This is a genomic window from Nesiotobacter zosterae (assembly GCF_033843645.1).
GTDB lineage: Bacteria > Pseudomonadota > Alphaproteobacteria > Rhizobiales > Stappiaceae > Pseudovibrio > Pseudovibrio zosterae.
Map to the genome: position 1 here is coordinate 1 of NZ_JAWXVZ010000006.1, position 19,663 is coordinate 19,663.

The window sequence follows — 19,663 nt, forward strand, 5'->3', positions numbered from 1 at the left end:
CTCTCGAGACTGACCATCTCAAAAGCGGTCTGCTGGGGGGAGGGTTTCTTCAACATACCCCATTGAATCAAAAGTCCCCGCATAAAGCGAGGACTTTCAATCACTTTGTCAGCAGTCTGAGGCCGCCCCCGGGCGGCCTTTTTTATGGTGAGGCCGTTTTGGCTTGAGAAACCCTTGCGGTTCTGCATGCTGGAGCGCGGGTTTGAGTTTGGCGCATTTGGTGCAAGTTGAAGAGAAGGTGGTTTTGCTATGAAGTCAGTTCTTGGAATTGTTGGTGGCTCTGGGCTTTACGATTTGCCGGGCTTTGAAAACAGCAGCTGGGAAACCATCGAGAGCCCTTGGGGGGAGCCGTCTGACGCGCTGCGCATTGGCGAGATTGAAGGGCTGAAGGTTGTGTTCTTGCCGCGCCATGGCCGCGGGCACGTTTATGCTCCGAGTGACATCAACTACCGCGCCAACATCGATGTCTTGAAGCGTGCAGGCGTGACGGATCTGGTTTCGGTATCGGCTTGTGGTTCGCTCAAAGAAGACTATGCGCCGGGCACGTTTGTTCTGGTCGATCAGTTCATTGACCGCACTTTCGCGCGCCCGAAGAGCTTCTTTGGCAAGGGGTGTGTGGCTCATGTTTCCGTGGCCGAGCCGGTGTCGCCAAAGCTCCTCGACCTCGTAGAGCAGAGCTGCAAGGACGAAGCGCTTACCTACAGTCGCGGTGGAACCTATCTGGCGATGGAAGGGCCGCAGTTTTCTTCCATGGCGGAAAGCCACCTTTACCGTCAATGGGGCTGCGACGTGATTGGCATGACCAACATGCCGGAGGCGAAGCTCGCCCGTGAAGCGGAGATGAGCTACTGCACCGTTGCCATGGTAACCGACTACGACAGTTGGCATCCGGGTCATGGGTCGGTGGACATTGCCGACATCATTCGCGTTCTGAAAGAAAACGTCGCCCATGCACAGCGGCTGGTGTTGAACCTTGCCAAGCGTTTTCCGCGTGACCACGAGCCATGTCCCATCGGATCCAACAGTGCGCTGGAATATGCCATCATGACGGCACCTGAAAAGCGTGACCCTGAGCTGATCGCCAAACTGGACGCCGTGGCGGGGCGTGTACTGAGCAGGGCATAGGTTGCAGGCGCCGTGGACTTGCATCCGCTTCCATGGCATCGTGAGGTTATGAGAACCAACTTTCAGATTTCTGGCGCGCGGCGTCTGTTGCGAATTATCAGCCCGGCCTGAACTGCCGGGCCGGGGTTATTTGCATCTGATTGTTAAATGCGCGTTCTGCGCTTTCCAAAGGGTTTTCTCATGTCACAAGACAAGCCTGTTCTGCACCTGATGTGCGGCAAGGTCGCTTCCGGCAAATCTACGCTTACTGCAAAGCTTGGCGAACTACCGAATACGGTTGTCCTCGCCGAAGATGAATGGCTTGCGGGCCTTTATGGAGACCAGATGGTCTCAATCTCCGACTTCGTGCGCTGTTCTGCGAAGCTGGAGGCGGTGATTGGTCCGCACATCGTTGCCTTGTTGAGGGCAGGTGTTTCAGTGGTGTTGGATTTCCACGCCAACACGGTCGAACGGCGGCGCTGGATGCGCTCCATTGTGGAGGCGTCTGACGCCGAGCATCGGCTTCACTATCTGGATGTGCCTGATGAGGTGTGCAAGGCGCGCCTCCGAGCGCGCAACGCCATGGGGGAGCATCCCTTTGCGGCGAGCGATGAACAGTTCGAACAGCTTTCGCGGCATTTCGTTGTGCCGAGCCCGGAGGAGGGGCTTGATGTTGTGGTTCACCGCTTCAACGGTGAGTGGTCGCCCATTGAAGCTGACTGACGCAGCTCATAATGTGCCGCGGGTTCCATGTGCTACCGATGATGCGACCTTGGTCTAAAGGTCGGCGTGGTGTAGATTGGCCCGCTATTTCGGAATCAACGGAGAGCGCGCGCTCTCCGTCAACATAGAGCAGGACCGTGTCTGAGAACTCAATTCGTGAAGAACTGATTGAATCCATTCGTACCATTCCAGACTACCCTTCAAAGGGCATTCTGTTTCGGGACATCACGACGCTCCTTAAAAACGCGCGTGCGTTCCGCAGAGCTGTAGACGCCCTTGTGCAGCCTTATGCGGGCTCCAAGGTGGACCAGATCGCGGGCATTGAAGCACGTGGGTTCATTCTGGGCGGTGCGGTTGCTCACCAGCTTTCTGCTGGGTTTGTGCCTGTGCGCAAGAAGGGCAAGCTGCCGTGTGAAACCGTGGAACAAGAGTATGAGCTGGAATATGGCTCCGATGTCATTGAGATGCATCTTGATGCAATCAAGCCGGGTGATCAGGTGCTCTTGGTCGACGACCTCATTGCAACCGGTGGTACTGCTGAAGCAGCGGTTTCCCTGTTGCGTAAGGCGGGGGCGGAAATTGTCGCTGCGTGCTTTATAATCGATTTGCCAGATCTGGGTGGACGTGCCAAACTTGAAGCCATGAACGTACCTGTGCGTACATTGGTGGAGTTTCCAGGGCATTGACTTCTTTGAGTTCTGAGGACATTCCGAGTTTCTCGGGAGCATTTGAGAACCAATTTGAACTGCTACTGAAATGGCGGCGCGACGTTCGCCATTTTTTGCCCGATCCCGTTTCCAGAGACGATCTCGATCACCTACTTCAGGTTGCTGACCTTGCTCCTTCTGTTGGGAACAGTCAGCCTTGGCGCTTTGTGGTTGTGGAGACGCCTGAGGTGCGAAGCGCGGTCTATGAGAGTTTCAAAAAGGCCAACGGCGAAGCCTTGGCGGGCTACAAGGGCGACAAAGCCAAGACCTATGCCACGTTGAAACTCTCGGGCATTGAGATCGCCCCCGTCCAGCTGGCGGTGTTTTGCGAGCAGGACCCTGTGCAAGGGGCCGGACTTGGTCGCCAGACCATGCCCGAAACACTGAATTACTCTGTAGTTTCAGCAATCTATAATTTATGGCTGGCAGCGCGTATACGTGGGATCGGCGTTGGTTGGGTCTCTATCCTTGACCCTCAGGCCATAACGAAAGCTATGGGGGCCCCAGACAGTTGGTGTCTTGTGGCCTACTTGTGCATCGGATACCCGGTTCAGGAAACAGATACGCCTGAACTGGAGACATTGGGGTGGCAGAAGCGAACCTCACTTGAGACACGGATCTTTTCGGACAAGGAACTGCGCCGAAAGGATTGAGTTTAGGAAGGACATATGGATGGCGGTTGTTATCAGACCGATTGAAGAGCAGGACCGCGATCTTGTGGTTGACCTGCTGGTACGGCGCTGGACAAGCCCTGACATCCTGATTGAAGGCGAAATGATCGACGCCTCCCGGCTGCCTGGTTATCTGGCGCTGGAAGATGGGCGTTTGGTCGGCCTCGTGACGCTGATCAAGCGGGACGCGGAGTGGGAGATTCTCACGCTTGATTCGCTCCAGCGCTGGGGTGGCGTCGGTACAATGCTGCTGGATGCAGTGGTTGACAGCGCACTTGCGGAAAATATCCCCCGTCTAATGGTACGTACCTCCAACGACAATCTGGACGCTTTCCGCTTCTACCAACGTAGAGGTTTCCGGCTTGAACGCGTTGTGCAGGGCGCAATTGACGAAGAGCGCAAGCAAAAACCTGAGATCCCCGTAACCGGACTTCATGGTATACCAATCCGCGATGAAGTTGTATTTGGTCGACCTCTTTAAAATTTAATCTACTTGTCGTAAGGGTAGGTTAATTGAACGTTGTTTAATTTGGGCTGGGGTTGGGATCAGCTCGGGGGATCAATGACACCAAAGGTTCTGGAGGAGCTGGTCAAGAGTCACCGTACCATTCGTGTGGTTACGGCGCAGGAGATTCTTGGCCTGAGCGAGCCCGTCTTTTCCAAGTTGATAGACGAAGCCGTCCGCCGGAAAACTGTGCGTGTCAGTGACGACAAGCTCATTTCCCAAATTCCGCAGGCCGAAGAAAACATCGGCGTGCGCATGCACAATCGCTTTCGCGAGAAAGACGCGATAGGGAAGCTTGCAGCGCAGCAGGTTGGCGCGAACAGTCATTTACTTATCGAAAGCGGAAGCACGCCTGCCTACTTCGTCAAGCATCTGAACTTCCAAGACAACATCAGCATCTCCACCACCAGCCCGCTTATTGCCCAAAGTATTGTGGTGCAAAAGCACTATATCGAGGTGGAGGTGATTTCGGGAAGCCTGACGCCCGGAAACTCAAACCTGCACGGGCCGGAAGCGATCAACCGGATTGAGCAGATCGACGCAGATTGGTCGATCATCAGTCCGGTGAGCCTGAACGCAGAGCAGGGGCTCGCCTACTACTTTCGGGAGGATATCCTTGTTTGTGAAGCGATGCAGCGAAACGGCAAGAAGACAATGGTGATTGCGGATAGCTACAAGTTCGGTGTGCCAAGTAGGTTTTCTTCGAATGTGCCGATGGAGATAGACTTGCTTGTGACGGATGCAGGTTCTCCTGCCGAACTGGATGCCGTTTGCAAGGTCTTGAAGCCAAAAGAAGTGCTGCTTGCGGATCCGGAAACCGAGGAGCGCAGTGAGCTGACGCTTCTGGATACATAGTTTATTAGGGTAGATACACTAGGATTTTTACCCAGCATATTTTTTAGTTTTGCGTCTCGGGGTGGGGTGACTGGTCAGAATGGTTAGCGAGCTAATGGTCGATGTGCTGGCCAACCTGGTCAAGCGATACAGGCGCATCGAACTCAAGACAGTCTGCGAGATACTGAATATTGATCCGTCGAGTGTGGGTGAGATTGCAAACTCTCTCGCCTTGAGAGAACATTTTGACCTTTATGACGACACGCTGTTCTATCTGGCACCGCGTGAAGAGGATCGCTATTCCGTCCGCCTCCGCAGTCACTACACCGAGAAGTTTGCGATTGGACAGCTGGCTGCGACCCTGTTCCGTCCTGGCGATCATCTGATGATTGAGGCCGGGAGCACCATGACCATCTTTACGCAGAACATTACGGACGTTCCGGGGCTGCGCATTTCGACCAACAACTATGCAGTTGCCTCACATATGGTGAGCTCCAACTCGACTTGTCAGGTGCGTATTATCGGTGGTCATTTGAAGGCCGATGGCGGCGGCTGTATGGGCGAACTGGCTGAGGCGAATGTGCGTGCCACACCGGCAGACTGGGCCATTATCTCGCCGGTGGGGGTCTCCGCTGAGGGGGAGATCATGTACTACGATGCGCAGGAGGCCTCCTTTGCCCGCGCCATGTCTCAGAGCTGCACCAAGACCGTTGTGCTGTGTGACTCCAGCAAGGTTGGGGTGCCCAGTCGGCATACGGCCATCGAGCCGCAGGACGTGGACTACTTCATTACCGACAGCTATTTGAAACCACTGTCTCAGGCGCGGCTGATGCGCTCGGGCCTGCGGGCATTGCGCATTGCCCAAGTGGAGGTAGAGACTGCCAGCGAAATCGTTATGCTGGACGTCTAGGCGATGCCTTGCCGCGCCCATCAATGAGCGGACAAGAAAAAAGGCGCCTTCGAAGGGCGCCCTTTTTACATCCAGATCACGCTCGACCTCTGGTGGAGGTCTGTGGCTTTGGTGCTACGTGTTGAACTTGAACAGCATCACATCGCCATCCTGAACCACGTACTCTTTGCCTTCGTCTCTGGCCTTGCCAGCATCCTTTGCGCCGACTTCACCGTTCAGTTCGATGTAGTCCGGATAGGCGATGGTCTGGGCGCGAATGAAACCACGCTCGAAGTCGGTGTGGATCACGCCAGCGGCCTGAGGAGCTTTGGTGCCCTTCACGATGGTCCACGCACGGGTTTCCTTTGGACCGGCAGTGAAATAGGTGATGAGGCCGAGAAGGTCGTAGCCTGCGCGGATCAGGCGATCCAGACCAGGTTCTTCGAGGCCCATGTCGGACATGTATTCACGCTGTTCTTCGTCTTCCAGCTGAGCGATTTCCGCTTCGATGGCAGCTGAGATAACAACGGAAGCGGCACCCATTTCTGCGGCCATTTCCTCAACGCGCTTGGACAGGGCATTGCCTTCTGAGGCGCTCTCTTCTTCCACGTTACAAACGTAGAGAACCGGTTTGGAGGTCAGGAGGTTGAGCATCTTCACCTGACGGATCTCTTCAGGGTCGGTCAGGCCCAATGCGCGCACAGGCTTGCCGTCCTGCAAGATGGCCAGTGCCTGCTCCATGATGGGCAGTGCCAACTTGGCATCCTTGTCGCCGCTCTGTGCCTTTTTCTTTAAGGGCGCAATGCGCTTTTCAAGGCTCTCCATGTCTGCGACCATGAGCTCCGTTTCCACGGTCTCAGCGTCAGCGATTGGATCGATCTTGCCATCCACGTGGGTGATGTCGTCGTCTTCAAAGCAACGCAGAACGTGTGCGATGGCGTCAACTTCACGGATGTTGGCGAGGAACTGGTTGCCAAGACCTTCGCCCTTGGACGCGCCACGGACGAGGCCAGCGATGTCCACGAAGGTGAGGCGGGTCGGAATGATTTCCTTAGAGCCTGCGATCGCAGCAATCTTGTCCTGACGTGGATCAGGCACTGCAACATCGCCGGTGTTCGGCTCGATGGTGCAGAATGGGTAGTTGGCTGCCTGAGCCGCAGCGGTCTTGGTAAGCGCATTGAAGAGCGTTGACTTGCCTACGTTAGGCAGGCCGACAATGCCGCACTGAAAGCCCATTAGTCTTGTCCTTTCGATCCGAAAAGCCGCTCCAGCCCTGCGGCGAGCGGTCCTTTTTTGGCAGCAGGCGCAGCGGCCTCGCTACCAGAAACTTTTGTTTTGGGGTCTGCCTTGGCCTTGTCGGCAGAGCGCTCTGCCGCAGCATCCCGCGAAGACTGCTTCTTGTATGGCTTGCCGGTGTTCTCGCCGCGGGTGTCCAGTGTGACCTTGTTGGAGAACTGGCTGTCTTGTCCTTTGGCAAGGAGCGGCGCATTGCGCGCAATGGCCTCGAGGAGCGGCTCAAGCCATTCCTGATCGGACTTGGAGAAATCGCCCAGAACCCAATGGACGACGCGGTCCTTGTGGCCTGGATGACCAATGCCAAGCCGCAGACGGCGATAAGCGTCAGTGAGATGCGCGGTGATGGAACGCAGACCATTATGTCCGCCATGCCCGCCGCCTGCCTTCATGCGGAACTTGCCGGGGGGCAGGTCGAGTTCGTCATAAAGAACGATGATGTCTTCCGGGGCGATCTTGTAGAAACGAGCCGCCTCGCCAACGGCGCGACCGGACTCGTTCATATAGGTCGTGGGCTTCATCAGGAGGACTTTTTCGCCTTCCAGATTGCCTTCCGAGACCTGCGCCTGAAAGCGGGACTTCCATGGCGTGAATGAGCTATGGCGGCGATGAATTTCATCTGCCGCCATGAACCCGATATTGTGCCGGTTTTTTTCGTACTTAGGACCCGGATTACCCAGGCCGACAAGCAGCTTCATCTGGTTCACTCCAGTCCTGACGAGAAAACCTTAAGCGTCGCCTGCTTCGCCTTCTGCACCTTCTTCGCCTTCGTCAGCTTCCTTCAGGCCAGCTGGTGCAGCGATAGTGGAGATGGTGAAGTCACGGTCGGTGATGGTTGGTTCGCAATCCTTAGGCAGCTTGACAGCAGAGATGTGCTGAGAAGAGCCGAGGTCTGCGTCTGCCAGGTCAACTTCGATCGCTTCTGGGATCGCGTTGGCTGGAACAACCATTTCAACGGTGTGACGAACGATGTTCAGAACGCCGCCGCGCTTGATGCCTGGGCAGGTTTCTTCGTTCAGGAAGCGAACTGGAATTTCAACTGTCAGCTTCGCATCGGCAGCAACGCGCATGAAGTCGATGTGTACGAGGAAGTCACGTACAGGCTCCAGCTGGAAGTCCTTCGCGATGACAGAAACTTTTTCGCCGTTCAGATCAACGGTACCAATCTGAGAGAGGAAACCGCCCTTCTCGATGGTAATCATTGTTTCCTTGTAAGGAAGCTCGATGGAAACGGCTGGCTTTTTGTCGCCATAGATCACTGCAGGAACAAGGCCTGCGCGACGAGATGCACGAGCGGCCCCCTTGCCAACCCGTTCACGCACCGTTGCTTTCAGCTCATAGCTGCTCGCCATGGTGGTTACTCCTAATTTTGATATAAAAGAAGGCCGCGGAAGGGGTGAAAAAACCTCTCCGTACACGGCCCGGCTTGCGTGCCTCCTCCAAGGGTGTCGACACGCGTGGCTCGTATAGCGGATGCGGGGGCAAAGAGCAAGTGGCATGCCCGTCCAGAGCGGCTAAAGGCGCATTTCTTTCCCATCGGCTCTCTTGGTAATGTCGCATGATGACACTTGCCCGCTGCGGCAAGGGACACGGGCGCCGAAAATCATTGCAAAATCAGAGGTGGAACAGGCGCCCCTTTGGAGGGGAACTGTGGCAGAACTGGACTTGATGAACATCCTCGGCTTTGCCGCCGGATTGTTGGCGACGGGTGTTATTGCGGGCATTGTGGCCGGGCTGTTGGGGGTCGGCGGTGGGATCGTGATCGTGCCCGTCCTCTACTACATGTTTACCGCATTGCAGGTGGATCCATCGGTTATCATGCATGTGGCCGTGGGAACATCGCTTGCGACAATCATCGCAACGGGCACTTCCTCGGCTCGGGCACACTACAGGCGTGGCGGTGTCGATATGGACCTGTTGAAGCGATGGGGTGCTCCGATCGCCGTCGGCGTGGTCGCGGGCTCCGTGGTATCAGGGCTTGTCAGCGGTGCTGTCCTGACGGCGGTCTTTGGCGTTGTCGCGCTTTTGGTGGCCTTCAACATGGCCTTCAGGCAGAACGCGGCCTCGCTTGCCGATGGTCTTCCGGGGACGCCGGTCAAGGAACTGCTGGGATTTGTGATCGGCGGGTTCTCGGTGATGATGGGGATTGGCGGCGGGACGCTCTCGGTTCCCATTCTCACCTTGTACTCATACCCCATTCGCAAGGCAGTGGGCACGGCCTCTGCAATCGGCCTCATCATCGCCATTCCGGGGACACTGGCCGCCATCTACTTCGGCATGGGGGTGCCCGGACGACCGCCATTCTCTCTGGGCTATGTGAACCTGATTGGCCTCGGTCTCATCATTCCCGCATCCACGTTATCCGCGCCGCTTGGAGCGAAACTGGCGCACACAATCCCGCCAAAGCTTTTAAAGGCGTTGTTTGCCATGTTCCTCGCCTTTACCGGCGGCAAGATGCTGTGGGACGTATTCCTCTAGCCCTGACAACAAAAAAGCCAGAGGCGGGGAGCGCCACTGGCTTTTGATCGTTCTTCTGTAACCGGTTCTTAGATGAACAGGCTGGAAACAGACTTTTCCTGAGCCGTGCGGTTGATTGCTTCACCGATCAGCGGCGCGATCGAGATCGTGCGGATGTTTGGTGAGGCTGTGATCGCTGCGGTTGGCTCGATGGAGTTGGTGATGACCAGTTCCTTGAGCTTGGAAGCGGATACGCGTGCCACTGCGCCGCCGGACAGAACACCATGGGTGATGTATGCCGTGACTGACTTCGCGCCATGGTTCAACAGGGCTTCAGCCGCGTTGCACAGCGTGCCGCCAGAATCAACAATGTCGTCCACGAGGATACAGTCGTAGCCCTGAACATCACCAATGATGTTCATGACTTCGGATTCGCCAGGCTTGTCGCGGCGCTTGTCGACGATGGAAAGAGGCGCTTCGATGCGCTTTGCCAGCGCGCGTGCACGAACAACGCCGCCCACATCTGGTGAGACGACCATGACATTGTCCGTGGAGTAACGCTCCTTGATGTCGCGCGTCATGACTGGCGCAGCGTAGAGGTTGTCCGTTGGAATGTCGAAGAAACCCTGAATCTGACCGGCGTGTAGGTCCATGGTCAGAACACGGTCCGCGCCCGCGTTGGTCACGAGGTTTGCGACCAGTTTTGCGGAGATTGGTGTGCGAGGACCAGCTTTACGATCCTGTCGGGCATAACCGAAATATGGAATCACTGCTGTGATGCGGCGCGCGGAAGAGCGGCGCAGCGCATCGATCAGGATCAGGAGTTCCATAAGGTGGTCGTTGGCTGGATAGCTGGTGGATTGCAGGACGAAGACATCCTCGCCGCGCACGTTCTCCTGAATCTCAACATAGATCTCCTGATCGGCAAAGCGGCGAACCTGCGCCTTTGCCATAGGAACATCCAGATATTTTGAGATTTCTTCAGCCAGCGCGCGATTTGAGTTACCCGCGACGATTTTCATGACCCGCAAGTCCTTCTTGGGCTGTGACATGGGCAGTCGCTGTGGTGCGACAGGCCCCGCTGTAATTCAACAGATGGCATGTGCCGGATTTCAACGTCAGCATCTGCTGCTGTCGTTGCGCGCCTTTTAGCAATCAGATGTCATGCCGACAATAGTCAGAAGGACAGAACTGCTGTGTTTTTTTGGGCATTCTGGCTAATAGTCGCGATTAATCGGTTCAGAGCCGGCTAACCACTGTTCACCCATGCACTGATTGACGCTACGACTCGCGCTGCAACGCGATCCAGTGAGTCGCCCGAGACTGACGCCCAAGGATCGCCTGAGCCACCATCAGACTGCTCTTGCCCTTGAATGCGGTGCAGACGATTGCCGTTGTTGTCCATGATGTCGAAAACATAGAACACGGTGGTGGTGTACTGGTCACCCACTGCGGAGAGATAGCCCTGCACGCGATAGGTGGAAGGGGCACCAATGCGGCGCACCAGATTGATCTTTTGATTGCGGGCGCTTGATGCGATGGAACGGGCGAGGTCGTCGCCAGCGTTACCCGGAATGCCGGTGAACTGTTCGAAGGCGAAAGTTGCCTTGTCAGGTGCCACTGTTGGAGCGACAGAATCCTGATTGATCATGGAGTTCATTGTATTCAAGGTGCCAGGCGGTACGGGATCGCCTCCACACGCAGCGAGCAGCAGCACTGAGCTTACGGCCAAACACCGTGACAAAACCTGAAACCTGGACATTTTCTTCCTTAACCGATGTCAGAGCATCCAGCGCGCTTCGCCCCGCGCGCAGAGACTTAATGGGTCCTAGCTGAACAATCTTTAACGCCCCTTAACGGGCAGGTCGAGAGAGAGCTTGGATAATGTTTCTGGCCCGTTCTTGTGGGTAATGTAGGTTTGCCCCAGCGTCATGGCGGTTTCGCTGTCCGAATCCATGATGATCATGTGCATGAACAGCACCATGTTTTCCTCAATGACATGTTCATTTCCCCGATATGCCATGTAAGGGGCGTCCATCCAGCTTGGGGTAAAGCGGGCTCCGAGGGAGTAGCCACAGGCGTTGAGTCGGTGAGACATCAGGCCCCGTTCGTCCAGAACATCCGCATGGGCGGTGAACAGATCGCCAAAGGTGTTCCCCGGTATCATCACTGTTTCAACGGAATGAAGCGCAGCAAGTGCTGCCTGATGCAGCTCCTTGTGACGCGGCGTAGGTTCGCCAATGATGGCCGTACGCATGAGAGCCGCGTGATAGTGGCGGTAAACGCCTGCCCATTCCAGCGTGAGCTGATCGTTTTCCGAAAGCTCGCGGCGACCGGCCTTGTAGCGACACAACAGAGCGTCTCGACCGGAGCCGATGATGAACTCATTGCCCGGATAGTCACCACCGCCCTCAAAGATCGCGCCCTGCATGCGAGAGAGAATCAAGCCTTCATCGACGCCGGGGCCCGCTACCTCCAAGCCAGCTTCGAAAGCGGCGTCGGCAAGCCGGGCGGCTTCACGGACATATTCTAGCTCGGCGGGCGACTTGATGAGGCGCAGGCTTGGTATGATGTCGGAGGCATCGCGTGTGTCGGCAAATGCGCGCAGGGATTCGTCCAGATCGCGGCCGTTTGCAGCGGTCAGCCCGTGGGTGTCGTATTCGATACCAATGCGGGTGCCCAGCAGGTCGAGATCAAACAGGATCTCTTTCACCTGTCCAACCGGGGACTTGCCGCCGACATCGGTCCAGAGGCGAATATCGCGAATGTTGGAGGTATGGCGGGCCTGACGCAGATCCGCTGAGCGGGTCAGAAGGATCGGTTCTTCCCCCGGACGGACAATGAGACACTGGAAAAAGCAGAAGCCGAATGTGTCAAAGCCCGTAAGCCAATACATGCTTTCCTGAGCGAAAACCAAAAGACAGTCCAGCTTTCGTTCGGCCATTTTGGCCTCTAGCGCCTGCTTTCTGTTTTCAAACTCTTCTGGTGTGAAGTGCAGAGCCATGGATTTATCCCTTCCAGTGCATTCAGGCGAGTACGATGGCAGAAATCTGGCGGCCGTAGTCCGGCTCGTCCTTGTGGGTGGAGCGGCGGTAGGAGAAGAATTTCTCCGGTTCCGCATAGGTGCAGCGTTCAACAAAAGACGCGGACTGCACCCCTTCGGCCTTCAGAAGATCAAGGATAAAGGCCGGAAGGTTGAACTGTGCATGGGTTTCGCGCGCAGACGGGCTGAAGTAACGCTCGAATGTGCCGTCAAGGCTGAGGAACTGGTCCTTGAACTCCGGACCAACTTCATAGGCTGGTTGAGTGATGGTGGGCCCCAGAACCGCAACGATGGCACTTCGGTGAGCGCCCAGACCTTCCATTGCTGCAATGGTGTTCTTCAGGACGCCGCCGAATGCGCCACGCCAGCCAGCGTGGGCTGCGCCAATGACACCTGCTTCGGGATCGGCAAACAGGATCGGACCGCAATCGGCGCTCAAAACGCCAATCGCAAGGCCCGGTGTTGCCGTGACCAGCGCGTCGGCCTCTCGCGCTGCATCCTCTGCGAGGGGAGCGTCCAGCACGAGCACATCGGGTGAGTGGATTTGATAGGGGGTGGCAAGGTGAGTGCCATCTACACCAAGCCGCTCAGCGACGCGCCGGCGGTTCTCCAGCACGTTGTCTCGATCATCCTTGGACCCCAAGCCTACATTCAAGCTTTCATAAAGGCCGGATGATACCCCGTTTTCACGCGTAAAAAAGCCATGCCGCACATTTGGCATGGATGCCAGTTCAGGCGCTCGGATCATCAAGCCTCCTCCATTTCGGGGAAGGTTGACTGACTTCCCCGCGGTTTGTCAATTCGCACGGCGGAATAGGCTTTAGTTTTTAGCGGAGAACGGCACTGGCGGTATGTTGTTTGCAGTGATTGCCAGTAGTTTGAACAGGGTGCCCATCTGATTGTCGGCGGCAAGACGCTCTACAGCCTGTCGAATGTCGGTCTGCTCCGCCTCTGATTTGCCCGCGCCGAGCTGTCCTGCGCGCTCCAAGAGGCCGAGGCTTAGCAGGAAGTCGGCCTGTGTGATCGGGCCGTGGGGAATTGCGCCTGCTTTCTTGCTGGCTGTGGCCAGAGCCTCGAAGTTCACATGGGCGGTGAGGTCTGCCTGCCCAGGTGTTTCAAGGCAGGAGACGTAGGCGTGCTCCTTGAGGGCTTGCAGCGTGTCGCCCACTTGAGTTTGCGTGTAGCCATAGTCGATGTAGAGCGCTGAGCCGCCATGCGCCGTAATGCGCTGGGCAATGCTTGTCGCCAGTGCGGTGGAGGCGGGGCTGAGTTCCAGTATGCTGCCAAGGCCCGCGTTCTTTATGTTTTCTGCAAGGAGGCGTGTGTCCAGCGTGGTTGTGCTGAAGCCGAAGGTAAGGTCTCCGGCGTCTGTAAGGCCAACGCAGCGCTCGCGCCACCCTTGTGGCGTGAGCTGATACTGGTGAACTGGCAGGGCGTCGAACAGCTCATTGGCGATCACATATAGGGGCCCCTCTGGAACGCTTTCGAAGCTTTCATGCCACTGGATGTTCTGTGTGCTGAGACGGTTCTTCTGCACTTGCTTCAGGCGCGGGCTGGTTTCCACCATATGCACCTTCGCCGCCTGCATGAATGCGGGCCGCAGGTTGGCAACGCGCAACACGTCTTTCATCAAGGTGCCGCGCCCCGGGCCAAGCTCGACAAGATGAAAGGCATCAGGTGCGCCATCCTGCTGCCATTGATTGACAAGCCATGCGCCAATGATCTCGCCAAACAGCTGAGAGACTTCAGGCGCTGTGGTGAAGTCTCCTTTAGCGCCGAAGGGCTCCCGCGTCATGTAGTAGCCGAACTCCGGGTCCGCCAAGCACAGGTTCATGTATTCTGCGATGGTGATTGGACCCTGATGGGCAATACGGAACTTGATCTTGTCGAGCAGGGTCTTGTGGGTCGTCATGTGCTTACTTCGCTGGTGCCTTGCGCAGGGCATAAACAGTGAGTGCCGCGCCTGCGATGATCATGGGCAGGCTCAACAGGATGCCCATGGTCAGGAAACCTGAAAGATAGCCGATATGGGCGTCCGGAACGCGGTATAGCTCCGCGATGGAGCGGAAAACACCGTAGCCGATAGCAAAACAGCCCGCCAGAGCGCCGGGGTGGTGCATGAACTTGAAGCGCTTCATGAGAACGCGCAGGATGATGAACAGAAGGATGCCTTCGAGAGCGGCTTCATAAAGCTGGCTTGGGTGGCGGGGTAAAGGTCCGCCATTTGGGAAGATGACACCCCATGGCACATCGGTGGGGCGGCCCCAAAGCTCTGCATTGATGAAGTTTGCCAGGCGCCCGAAGAACAAACCGATGGGTGCCGCAATGCCGCACAGGTCCATGAGGGTGAGAAGGCTGAGGCCCTTGGCGTAGCTATAGGCCACCATTGCCACCACAACGCCAAGAAAGCCGCCGTGAAAAGCCATGCCGCCAGTCCACACGGCGAGGATTTCGCCCGGGTTGGCCGCGTAGTAGGCTGGATTGTAGAACAGCACATACCCCAAGCGGCCACCGAGCACGATGCCAAGGGCTGCCCAGACAACGAAGTCGTCAATGTCTCCTGCCGTGGGGCGCTGCTGACTTGCGCCCCAGAAGCGGTCGTTCATGACAGTGGTTCGCATGTAACGCCAGGCAAGCAAAATGCCCGCAATGTAGGCCAGAGCATACCAGCGGATGGCGAGAGGCCCGAGCTCAATCAGGACCGGATCAATATGAGGAAACGGGATTGCAAAAACGGGCATGTCTGTTCCGGTGGTGGGGTGAATTTATGGCCCTTACATGCGTCATTCGGCGACTTCGTGCAAGATGGGCGGCGTGGCTTCAGAGGTGATTGGCGCTAAAATTATTGAGAGCAAATAAAACTCGTGCGCAACCGCCGTTAACACTGGTTTAGCCACGGATCTCTCTTGAAGTTGAGGGGCTGCCACAATAGGTCTACAGTACCTTAATGACAGCGGAGCGTGAGATGACCCAATCGCCGAACAAGTTCCTTGATGATTTTGCTAAGCTGATGACAGATGCCGCCGGTGTTGCGCAAGGCGCTCGCCGTGAGGTGGAGACAGCATTCAAGGCACAGATCGAGCGCTTTATGGCTGACATGGATGTGGTGAGCCGTGAAGAGTTTGATGCGACCAAAGAGATGGCCGTACGCGCTCTTGACGATGTAGAAAGCCTCGAAAAACGCCTCAAGGCTGCTGAAGACCGGATCGCTGCACTTGAAGCTGCGATTACCCGCGAAAAGGACTAGGCGCGCCAAAGCTGCCCGTAATGACAGGTTAAAATTCTGTGGGCGATGTTTTGTCGTCCACAAATTTCCCGATTGGCACCGGGAGGGGCATGTATCCCAATGAGGGAGCTTGCCTGTATATTTTCTTAAAACAAGGATTCGTCATAGGCATGCGGTTGGACTGAAGCCTCAAGCAAAAGGCACCAAAGTCTGCGACGAACCACGAAGAACACAAGAAGTGTCTGGTCCTAGGGAACGATACCGCCACATTAAGTGGGGCGTCGTTTTTCATCCGCCCTCTAGCATTGAGAGGACCGATATGAGCCTCATAGATACCGAATTCGAGCAAGTTCCAAATCCAGTCGACACGATTGAACACGTGGCGGCGCTCAACGATTGGACCTTTGAGCGTCTTGGTGACGACGAAATCTCCATCTCCGTTACCGGTAGCTGGTGCGATTACCACATTTCCTTTTCCTGGATGGAAGAGCTTGAAGCTCTGCATCTTGCCGCTGCGTTTGACCTTAAGGTGCCAGACCCAAGGCGCACCGAAATCGTGCGCTTGCTGGCCCTCATAAACGAGCAGATGTGGATGGGGCACTTCGACTTGTGGAGCCGGGAAGGCATTGTGATCTTCCGGCAATCCTTGTTGTTGGCCGGTGGTGTTGAGGCGACCTCTCAGCAGATTGAAGTGATGCTTTCTCATGCGCTGGAAGCGTGTGAGCGCTACTATCAGGCCTTCCAGTTTGTTGTTTGGGCCGGGAAGACCGCTGATGAGGCGGTGAAGACCGCTCTTTTTGAGACTGTAGGCGAAGCATGAGTTTGACAGCAGAGCGCCCTCTCGTATTGGTGGGGGCAGGGAAGATGGGCGGAGCCATGCTGGAAGGCTGGCTTCGTCAGGGTATAAAGCCCGAAAGTGTCTGTGTTTTGGATCCGGGTCCTTCTGCTGAAATGCAGGCTTTGCTGAAACAACATGCAGTGACATGGCATGAGAAGCTTCCGAACGGCTTGAATGCCGGCGTTCTGCTTCTTGCCATCAAACCGCAGATGATGGCGCAGATCGCGCCATCTCTTGCCGCGTGCGTAGATGACAAGACCCTTGTTGTTTCCGTTGCCGCAGGCACGCCGGTTTCCTTCTTCGAGAGCGCCTTTGGTAAAGACAGTGCGGTGGTGCGGGTAATGCCCAATACCCCTGCGCAGGTCAGTCGCGGGATCTCCGGCGGCTTCGCAAATGCCAAGGTGAGCGCGCCGCAAAAGGCGCTGGTAAAGCAGCTCATGGAGTCTGTTGGCACGTTCGTCTGGGTGGAGACGGAGGAGCAGATCGACTTTGTGACTGCAATCAGCGGTTCTGGTCCTGCCTATGTTTTCCATATGGCAGAAGCGCTGACGACTGCTGGCGAGCGGCTTGGGCTGGCGCCTGAGGTTGCCGCTCAATTGGCGCGCCAAACGGTATGTGGAGCAGGTGAACTGCTCTACCAAAGCTCACTGGAAGCTTCCACGCTTCGGGAGAACGTGACCTCTCCCGGTGGGACGACGGCGGCGGCGTTGAACGTCCTGATGGGGGACAACGGGCTGACGGAACTCATGAGCGAGGCAGCGGTTGCGGCGGCGCAGCGGGCAAAAGAGCTTTCCAAGCAATAAAATAGCAGGCTCGGCACTGGACGTGACGTGTTTCATCGCTAGCTTACTAGCAGGACCATGTGACAGGGTGAGGAGGTGTGCCGGTGCCTACGGAAAAGACACGCAAGCGTATTGTCGACAGCTTCATGAAGCTGCTCAGTGAGCAGAGTTATGCGTCGATCACCTATGCAAGCATCGCAGAGGCCTCGGACGTGGGGCTTGATGTGCTGCGGGCCAGCTATGATAGCAAGATCGACATCCTGGGCGCCTTTGTGAGCCAGATCGACCAGAAGGTCCTCGCCGAAGCCGATGAGGACATGGAGGAAGAGGGCGCGCGTGAGCGGTTGTTTGATGTGCTCATGACGCGGCTCGACTTCCTTGCACCCCACCGCGCGGCCCTGCGCCATTTGCGTGATGCCGTTGAAGCCTCCCCCGGCTTTGGGCTCGAAATGCAGCGGACCTCAGCAAAATCCATGGAATGGATGCTTGCTGGCGCGGGCATAGAACTGCATGGGCTCAGGAAAGTCGGTGTGACCAATGCGCTGACGGTGGGCTTCTGGCGGGTGTTGAAGGTATGGCTGGAGGAAGAGGACAAAAGGCAACCTAAGACCATGGCCGCGCTTGACCAGATGCTGCGAGAGGGACAAGACTGGCTGCGCCGCGTGGACAAAGCCCAAAAACGCCTTTCACCTTTCCTCAAGAGAATGAACGAGATGCGCTCTGGTCGACGAAACCGCCGGCAACCTTCCGATGAGGCTTCCGGGGGAAGCGACTATCAAATCTAGTTCTAAGCAAAGGGGCAAGCCGTGAGCGACACTGAGGAAAACACAATCAGTTTTGATGATTTCTTGAAGGTGGACATTCGGATCGGGCAGGTGGTTGAAGCGGAGCCTTATCCTGAAGCTCGAAAGCCTGCAATCAAGCTCAAGATCGACTTTGGCCCCGAGATTGGCGTGAAGAAGTCTTCGGCACAAATCACAGATCACTACGCACCAGAGCAGCTGGTTGGGAAGCAAGTGATGGCGGTGGTGAACTTCCCGCCGCGCCAGATCGGCAAGTTCATGTCCGAGGTGTTGACCTTGGGCTTTACCCATGAAAACGGTGGCATTGTTCTGGCGCGACCGGACAAGGAAGTTCCGCTGGGCACTCGCCTGCACTGACAGGCTGAGATGGTGCGCGGATCAAATGGGAACGCGCACCCGTACTCGAAGTCCGCCCATTGGCGACTCGCGCAGAAAGATTTCTCCGCCATGCGCACGAACAATGTCTCGGGCGATAGAAAGGCCTAGGCCTGACCCTCCGGTGTCTTGGTTTCTGGCTGTGTCCAAACGATGGAATGGCCGGAACACATTCTCACGCTCTTGAGGTGGAATGCCCGGCCCATCGTCATCAACGGTAACGATCAACCAGTCTGGAGTTCTGTGGCCCTTGATGCGTATGGTCTTGCCATAGCGCGCCGCGTTAGAGATCAGGTTCAAGAGACAGCGGCGGAAGGCGCGCCCCTTGAGCACGACCTGAGGATCGCCGTCGAATGTGCTCTCAACATTCGCTCCAACGACTTCTGCCTCCACCTCTAGCTCTTCCAGCATCAGCGAGATGTCTGTTTCTTCCGATTCCTCGTCGCCATAGCCTTTCGAGAACGCCAGATAATCCTCCAGCATGCGATTCATCTCCTCCACATCACAGCGCAGGGCCGCGACTTCCGGCGTGTTATCCAGAAACGTGAGCTGAAGATTGAAGCGGGTGAGGATGGTGCGCAGATCGTGGCTCACACCTGCAAGCATTGTGGTGCGCTGGTCCACGTGGCGTTCGATGCGGCGGCGCATGTCCAGAAACGCCATTGCCGCGCGGCGCACTTCGCGGGCGCCATGAGGGCGGAACTGGGTCGGCTGGCGTCCCTTGCCGAACTCCTCAGCCGCATCTGCCAGCTTCTCGATAGGGCGGATCTGATTGCGCAAAAACAGGAGGGCCGTAATGATCAGGATGAGGGATGTTGCGACCATCCAGACAATGAAAATGTGTGAGTTGGATGCATAGGCCAAGCTTCTGCGCGCAATGAAGCGCAGATTTTTGTCTTCAAGCTGAATGCGGATATCGAGGAACCGATCATTGCCAATGGTGTCGATGAAGAACGGCTTGCCTATGCGCGCTGTGATCTCTCGGCTGGTATAAAGGTCCACGAGATCGAACAGAGAGGCGTCTTTTTTGGGGGGCAACGGGCCGGGCTTCGAGACCGAAACGGAGAGGTTCAATGCGCTGGCGGCAATGCGTTTGATGCGCTCCTCATCCTGTTCCGTTTCGTATGTTTCATACATCTCAACGACGGCGGAGATCTCTCTTACCAACGCCTCGGACAGGCGTCGTGTTACAAGGGCGTAGTGCCGTTCCATGAACACGAATGCCAACACGGACTGAAGCAGTACCATCGGGATGACGATGATCAGGAGCGCTCTGACGTACAAGCCTTTGGGCAGGCGGTTGTGCAGCCAGCTTGCAAAAGCAAAGTAGGGTTTCAGCAGCGATTTGAGGATAGGAGAGGTCCTAATGGTCCTTGAGATGCTGAAGTCGCGCCATGTGCTTCTGTCGGTCAT

Annotated in this window: 24 protein-coding genes; 13 read left to right on the top strand and 11 right to left on the bottom strand. The window is 56.5% G+C overall.

Annotated elements, in window-relative coordinates; translation table 11 throughout:
* The coding region (locus Q3Y58_RS10005; protein WP_319622131.1) for a hypothetical protein at positions 1-188 on the bottom strand (188 nt) is incomplete at its 3' end.
* A gap of 61 nt (positions 189-249) precedes the next feature.
* On the opposite strand from Q3Y58_RS10005, the gene Q3Y58_RS10010 reads away from it, so the two are divergent.
* The 7 genes from Q3Y58_RS10010 to Q3Y58_RS10040 all read left to right on the top strand — a co-directional run bounded on the left by Q3Y58_RS10010 (position 250) and on the right by Q3Y58_RS10040 (position 5,454).
* The gene (locus Q3Y58_RS10010) at positions 250-1,125 is read left to right on the top strand and encodes an S-methyl-5'-thioadenosine phosphorylase (protein WP_319622132.1); all 876 of its coding nucleotides are present in this window, start codon (positions 250-252) and stop codon (positions 1,123-1,125) included.
* 180 nt (positions 1,126-1,305) lie between these two features.
* Positions 1,306-1,827 carry a P-loop nucleotide/nucleoside kinase family protein gene (locus Q3Y58_RS10015; RefSeq protein WP_319622133.1) on the top strand — a complete coding sequence of 174 codons (522 nt, stop codon included), beginning with the start codon at positions 1,306-1,308 and terminating at the stop codon, positions 1,825-1,827.
* Between the two features lie 137 nt (positions 1,828-1,964).
* Positions 1,965-2,513: an adenine phosphoribosyltransferase gene (locus tag Q3Y58_RS10020; RefSeq protein ID WP_274218354.1), complete on the top strand. Its 549-nt coding sequence runs from the start codon at positions 1,965-1,967 to the stop codon at positions 2,511-2,513.
* Entirely contained in the window at positions 2,510-3,187 is a 678-nt protein-coding gene (gene bluB / locus Q3Y58_RS10025) for a 5,6-dimethylbenzimidazole synthase (RefSeq protein ID WP_319622134.1), read from the top strand. Before Q3Y58_RS10020 ends, bluB begins: the two co-directional genes overlap by 4 nt.
* 19 nt (positions 3,188-3,206) lie before the next feature.
* Positions 3,207-3,686 carry a GNAT family N-acetyltransferase gene (locus Q3Y58_RS10030; protein WP_274218355.1) on the top strand — a complete coding sequence of 160 codons (480 nt, stop codon included), beginning with the start codon at positions 3,207-3,209 and terminating at the stop codon, positions 3,684-3,686.
* 81 nt (positions 3,687-3,767) lie between these two features.
* Entirely contained in the window at positions 3,768-4,565 is a 798-nt protein-coding gene (locus tag Q3Y58_RS10035; protein ID WP_274218356.1) for a DeoR/GlpR family DNA-binding transcription regulator, read from the top strand.
* Between the two features lie 79 nt (positions 4,566-4,644).
* Entirely contained in the window at positions 4,645-5,454 is an 810-nt protein-coding gene (locus tag Q3Y58_RS10040; protein WP_319622135.1) for a DeoR/GlpR family DNA-binding transcription regulator, read from the top strand.
* Positions 5,455-5,568: 114 nt separating this feature from the next.
* On the opposite strand, the gene ychF is transcribed toward Q3Y58_RS10040, so the two are convergent.
* Genes ychF through Q3Y58_RS10055 form a run of 3 tightly spaced genes read right to left on the bottom strand, consistent with a single transcriptional unit; the run spans position 5,569 to position 8,078 of the window.
* Positions 5,569-6,669, bottom strand: coding sequence for a redox-regulated ATPase YchF (gene ychF, locus Q3Y58_RS10045; protein WP_274218358.1), 1,101 nt, complete (start codon positions 6,667-6,669; stop codon positions 5,569-5,571).
* Positions 6,669-7,424 (bottom strand): aminoacyl-tRNA hydrolase, encoded by a 756-nt coding sequence (pth, locus tag Q3Y58_RS10050; RefSeq protein ID WP_274218359.1) that lies wholly within the window; start codon positions 7,422-7,424, stop codon positions 6,669-6,671. Before pth ends, ychF begins: the two co-directional genes overlap by 1 nt.
* 30 nt (positions 7,425-7,454) lie before the next feature.
* On the bottom strand, positions 7,455-8,078 hold the full coding sequence (locus Q3Y58_RS10055) for a 50S ribosomal protein L25/general stress protein Ctc (protein ID WP_319622136.1): 624 nt from the start codon (positions 8,076-8,078) through the stop codon (positions 7,455-7,457).
* A gap of 298 nt (positions 8,079-8,376) precedes the next feature.
* Between Q3Y58_RS10055 and Q3Y58_RS10060 the strand changes: the two genes are divergently transcribed.
* Positions 8,377-9,204: a sulfite exporter TauE/SafE family protein gene (locus Q3Y58_RS10060; protein ID WP_413697805.1), complete on the top strand. Its 828-nt coding sequence runs from the start codon at positions 8,377-8,379 to the stop codon at positions 9,202-9,204.
* 68 nt (positions 9,205-9,272) lie between these two features.
* Here the strand turns inward: Q3Y58_RS10060 and Q3Y58_RS10065 are convergent, their stop codons facing one another.
* From Q3Y58_RS10065 to lgt, 6 genes are all read right to left on the bottom strand, one after another.
* A complete protein-coding gene (locus Q3Y58_RS10065) occupies positions 9,273-10,205 on the bottom strand; it encodes a ribose-phosphate pyrophosphokinase (RefSeq protein ID WP_274218882.1) in 933 nt (310 codons plus the stop codon).
* A gap of 227 nt (positions 10,206-10,432) precedes the next feature.
* Positions 10,433-10,945 carry a hypothetical protein gene (locus Q3Y58_RS10070; RefSeq protein ID WP_274218361.1) on the bottom strand — a complete coding sequence of 171 codons (513 nt, stop codon included), beginning with the start codon at positions 10,943-10,945 and terminating at the stop codon, positions 10,433-10,435.
* A gap of 81 nt (positions 10,946-11,026) precedes the next feature.
* On the bottom strand, positions 11,027-12,187 hold the full coding sequence (locus tag Q3Y58_RS10075) for a M24 family metallopeptidase (RefSeq protein ID WP_274218362.1): 1,161 nt from the start codon (positions 12,185-12,187) through the stop codon (positions 11,027-11,029).
* Between the two features lie 22 nt (positions 12,188-12,209).
* Entirely contained in the window at positions 12,210-12,974 is a 765-nt protein-coding gene (gene pgeF, locus Q3Y58_RS10080) for a peptidoglycan editing factor PgeF (protein WP_274218363.1), read from the bottom strand.
* Between the two features lie 72 nt (positions 12,975-13,046).
* Positions 13,047-14,138: a class I SAM-dependent methyltransferase gene (locus Q3Y58_RS10085; protein ID WP_319622137.1), complete on the bottom strand. Its 1,092-nt coding sequence runs from the start codon at positions 14,136-14,138 to the stop codon at positions 13,047-13,049.
* A gap of 4 nt (positions 14,139-14,142) precedes the next feature.
* Positions 14,143-14,967 carry a prolipoprotein diacylglyceryl transferase gene (lgt, locus tag Q3Y58_RS10090; RefSeq protein WP_319622138.1) on the bottom strand — a complete coding sequence of 275 codons (825 nt, stop codon included), beginning with the start codon at positions 14,965-14,967 and terminating at the stop codon, positions 14,143-14,145.
* A 224-nt stretch (positions 14,968-15,191) separates the two neighbouring features.
* Between lgt and Q3Y58_RS10095 the strand changes: the two genes are divergently transcribed.
* The 5 genes from Q3Y58_RS10095 to Q3Y58_RS10115 all read left to right on the top strand — a co-directional run bounded on the left by Q3Y58_RS10095 (position 15,192) and on the right by Q3Y58_RS10115 (position 18,232).
* Positions 15,192-15,473, top strand: coding sequence for an accessory factor UbiK family protein (locus Q3Y58_RS10095; RefSeq protein WP_274218366.1), 282 nt, complete (start codon positions 15,192-15,194; stop codon positions 15,471-15,473).
* 298 nt (positions 15,474-15,771) lie between these two features.
* Positions 15,772-16,272 carry a type III secretion system chaperone family protein gene (locus Q3Y58_RS10100; protein ID WP_274218367.1) on the top strand — a complete coding sequence of 167 codons (501 nt, stop codon included), beginning with the start codon at positions 15,772-15,774 and terminating at the stop codon, positions 16,270-16,272.
* Positions 16,269-17,093 carry a pyrroline-5-carboxylate reductase gene (gene proC / locus Q3Y58_RS10105; protein WP_319622139.1) on the top strand — a complete coding sequence of 275 codons (825 nt, stop codon included), beginning with the start codon at positions 16,269-16,271 and terminating at the stop codon, positions 17,091-17,093. Before Q3Y58_RS10100 ends, proC begins: the two co-directional genes overlap by 4 nt.
* Before the next feature lie 83 nt (positions 17,094-17,176).
* Positions 17,177-17,857, top strand: a complete 681-nt coding sequence (locus Q3Y58_RS10110; RefSeq protein WP_319622140.1) for a TetR family transcriptional regulator — start codon at positions 17,177-17,179, stop codon at positions 17,855-17,857.
* Between the two features lie 21 nt (positions 17,858-17,878).
* Positions 17,879-18,232 carry a tRNA-binding protein gene (locus Q3Y58_RS10115; RefSeq protein WP_319622141.1) on the top strand — a complete coding sequence of 118 codons (354 nt, stop codon included), beginning with the start codon at positions 17,879-17,881 and terminating at the stop codon, positions 18,230-18,232.
* Positions 18,233-18,253: 21 nt separating this feature from the next.
* Here Q3Y58_RS10115 and Q3Y58_RS10120 read toward each other — a convergent pair whose 3' ends face one another.
* Positions 18,254-19,663: an ATP-binding protein gene (locus Q3Y58_RS10120; protein WP_319622142.1), complete on the bottom strand. Its 1,410-nt coding sequence runs from the start codon at positions 19,661-19,663 to the stop codon at positions 18,254-18,256.

Excerpts from the sequence above, each read along its gene's own strand:
- Q3Y58_RS10010 (WP_319622132.1), top strand. The coding sequence starts at position 250 with ATGAAGTCAGTTCTTGGAATTGTTGGTGGCTCTGGGCTTTACGATTTG.
- Q3Y58_RS10085 (WP_319622137.1), bottom strand. The coding sequence starts at position 14,138 with ATGACGACCCACAAGACCCTGCTCGACAAGATCAAGTTCCGTATTGCC.
- lgt (WP_319622138.1), bottom strand. The coding sequence starts at position 14,967 with ATGCCCGTTTTTGCAATCCCGTTTCCTCATATTGATCCGGTCCTGATT.
- Q3Y58_RS10100 (WP_274218367.1), top strand. The coding sequence starts at position 15,772 with ATGAGCCTCATAGATACCGAATTCGAGCAAGTTCCAAATCCAGTCGAC.
- Q3Y58_RS10030 (WP_274218355.1), top strand. The coding sequence starts at position 3,207 with ATGGCGGTTGTTATCAGACCGATTGAAGAGCAGGACCGCGATCTTGTG.
- Q3Y58_RS10075 (WP_274218362.1), bottom strand. The coding sequence starts at position 12,187 with ATGGCTCTGCACTTCACACCAGAAGAGTTTGAAAACAGAAAGCAGGCG.
- Q3Y58_RS10055 (WP_319622136.1), bottom strand. The coding sequence starts at position 8,078 with ATGGCGAGCAGCTATGAGCTGAAAGCAACGGTGCGTGAACGGGTTGGC.
- pgeF (WP_274218363.1), bottom strand. The coding sequence starts at position 12,974 with ATGATCCGAGCGCCTGAACTGGCATCCATGCCAAATGTGCGGCATGGC.
- Q3Y58_RS10035 (WP_274218356.1), top strand. The coding sequence starts at position 3,768 with ATGACACCAAAGGTTCTGGAGGAGCTGGTCAAGAGTCACCGTACCATT.
- ychF (WP_274218358.1), bottom strand. The coding sequence starts at position 6,669 with ATGGGCTTTCAGTGCGGCATTGTCGGCCTGCCTAACGTAGGCAAGTCA.
- Q3Y58_RS10070 (WP_274218361.1), bottom strand. The coding sequence starts at position 10,945 with ATGTCCAGGTTTCAGGTTTTGTCACGGTGTTTGGCCGTAAGCTCAGTG.
- Q3Y58_RS10040 (WP_319622135.1), top strand. The coding sequence starts at position 4,645 with ATGGTTAGCGAGCTAATGGTCGATGTGCTGGCCAACCTGGTCAAGCGA.
- Q3Y58_RS10120 (WP_319622142.1), bottom strand. The coding sequence starts at position 19,663 with ATGACCGACAGAAGCACATGGCGCGACTTCAGCATCTCAAGGACCATT.
- pth (WP_274218359.1), bottom strand. The coding sequence starts at position 7,424 with ATGAAGCTGCTTGTCGGCCTGGGTAATCCGGGTCCTAAGTACGAAAAA.
- Q3Y58_RS10095 (WP_274218366.1), top strand. The coding sequence starts at position 15,192 with ATGACCCAATCGCCGAACAAGTTCCTTGATGATTTTGCTAAGCTGATG.
- Q3Y58_RS10015 (WP_319622133.1), top strand. The coding sequence starts at position 1,306 with ATGTCACAAGACAAGCCTGTTCTGCACCTGATGTGCGGCAAGGTCGCT.
- proC (WP_319622139.1), top strand. The coding sequence starts at position 16,269 with ATGAGTTTGACAGCAGAGCGCCCTCTCGTATTGGTGGGGGCAGGGAAG.
- Q3Y58_RS10065 (WP_274218882.1), bottom strand. The coding sequence starts at position 10,205 with ATGAAAATCGTCGCGGGTAACTCAAATCGCGCGCTGGCTGAAGAAATC.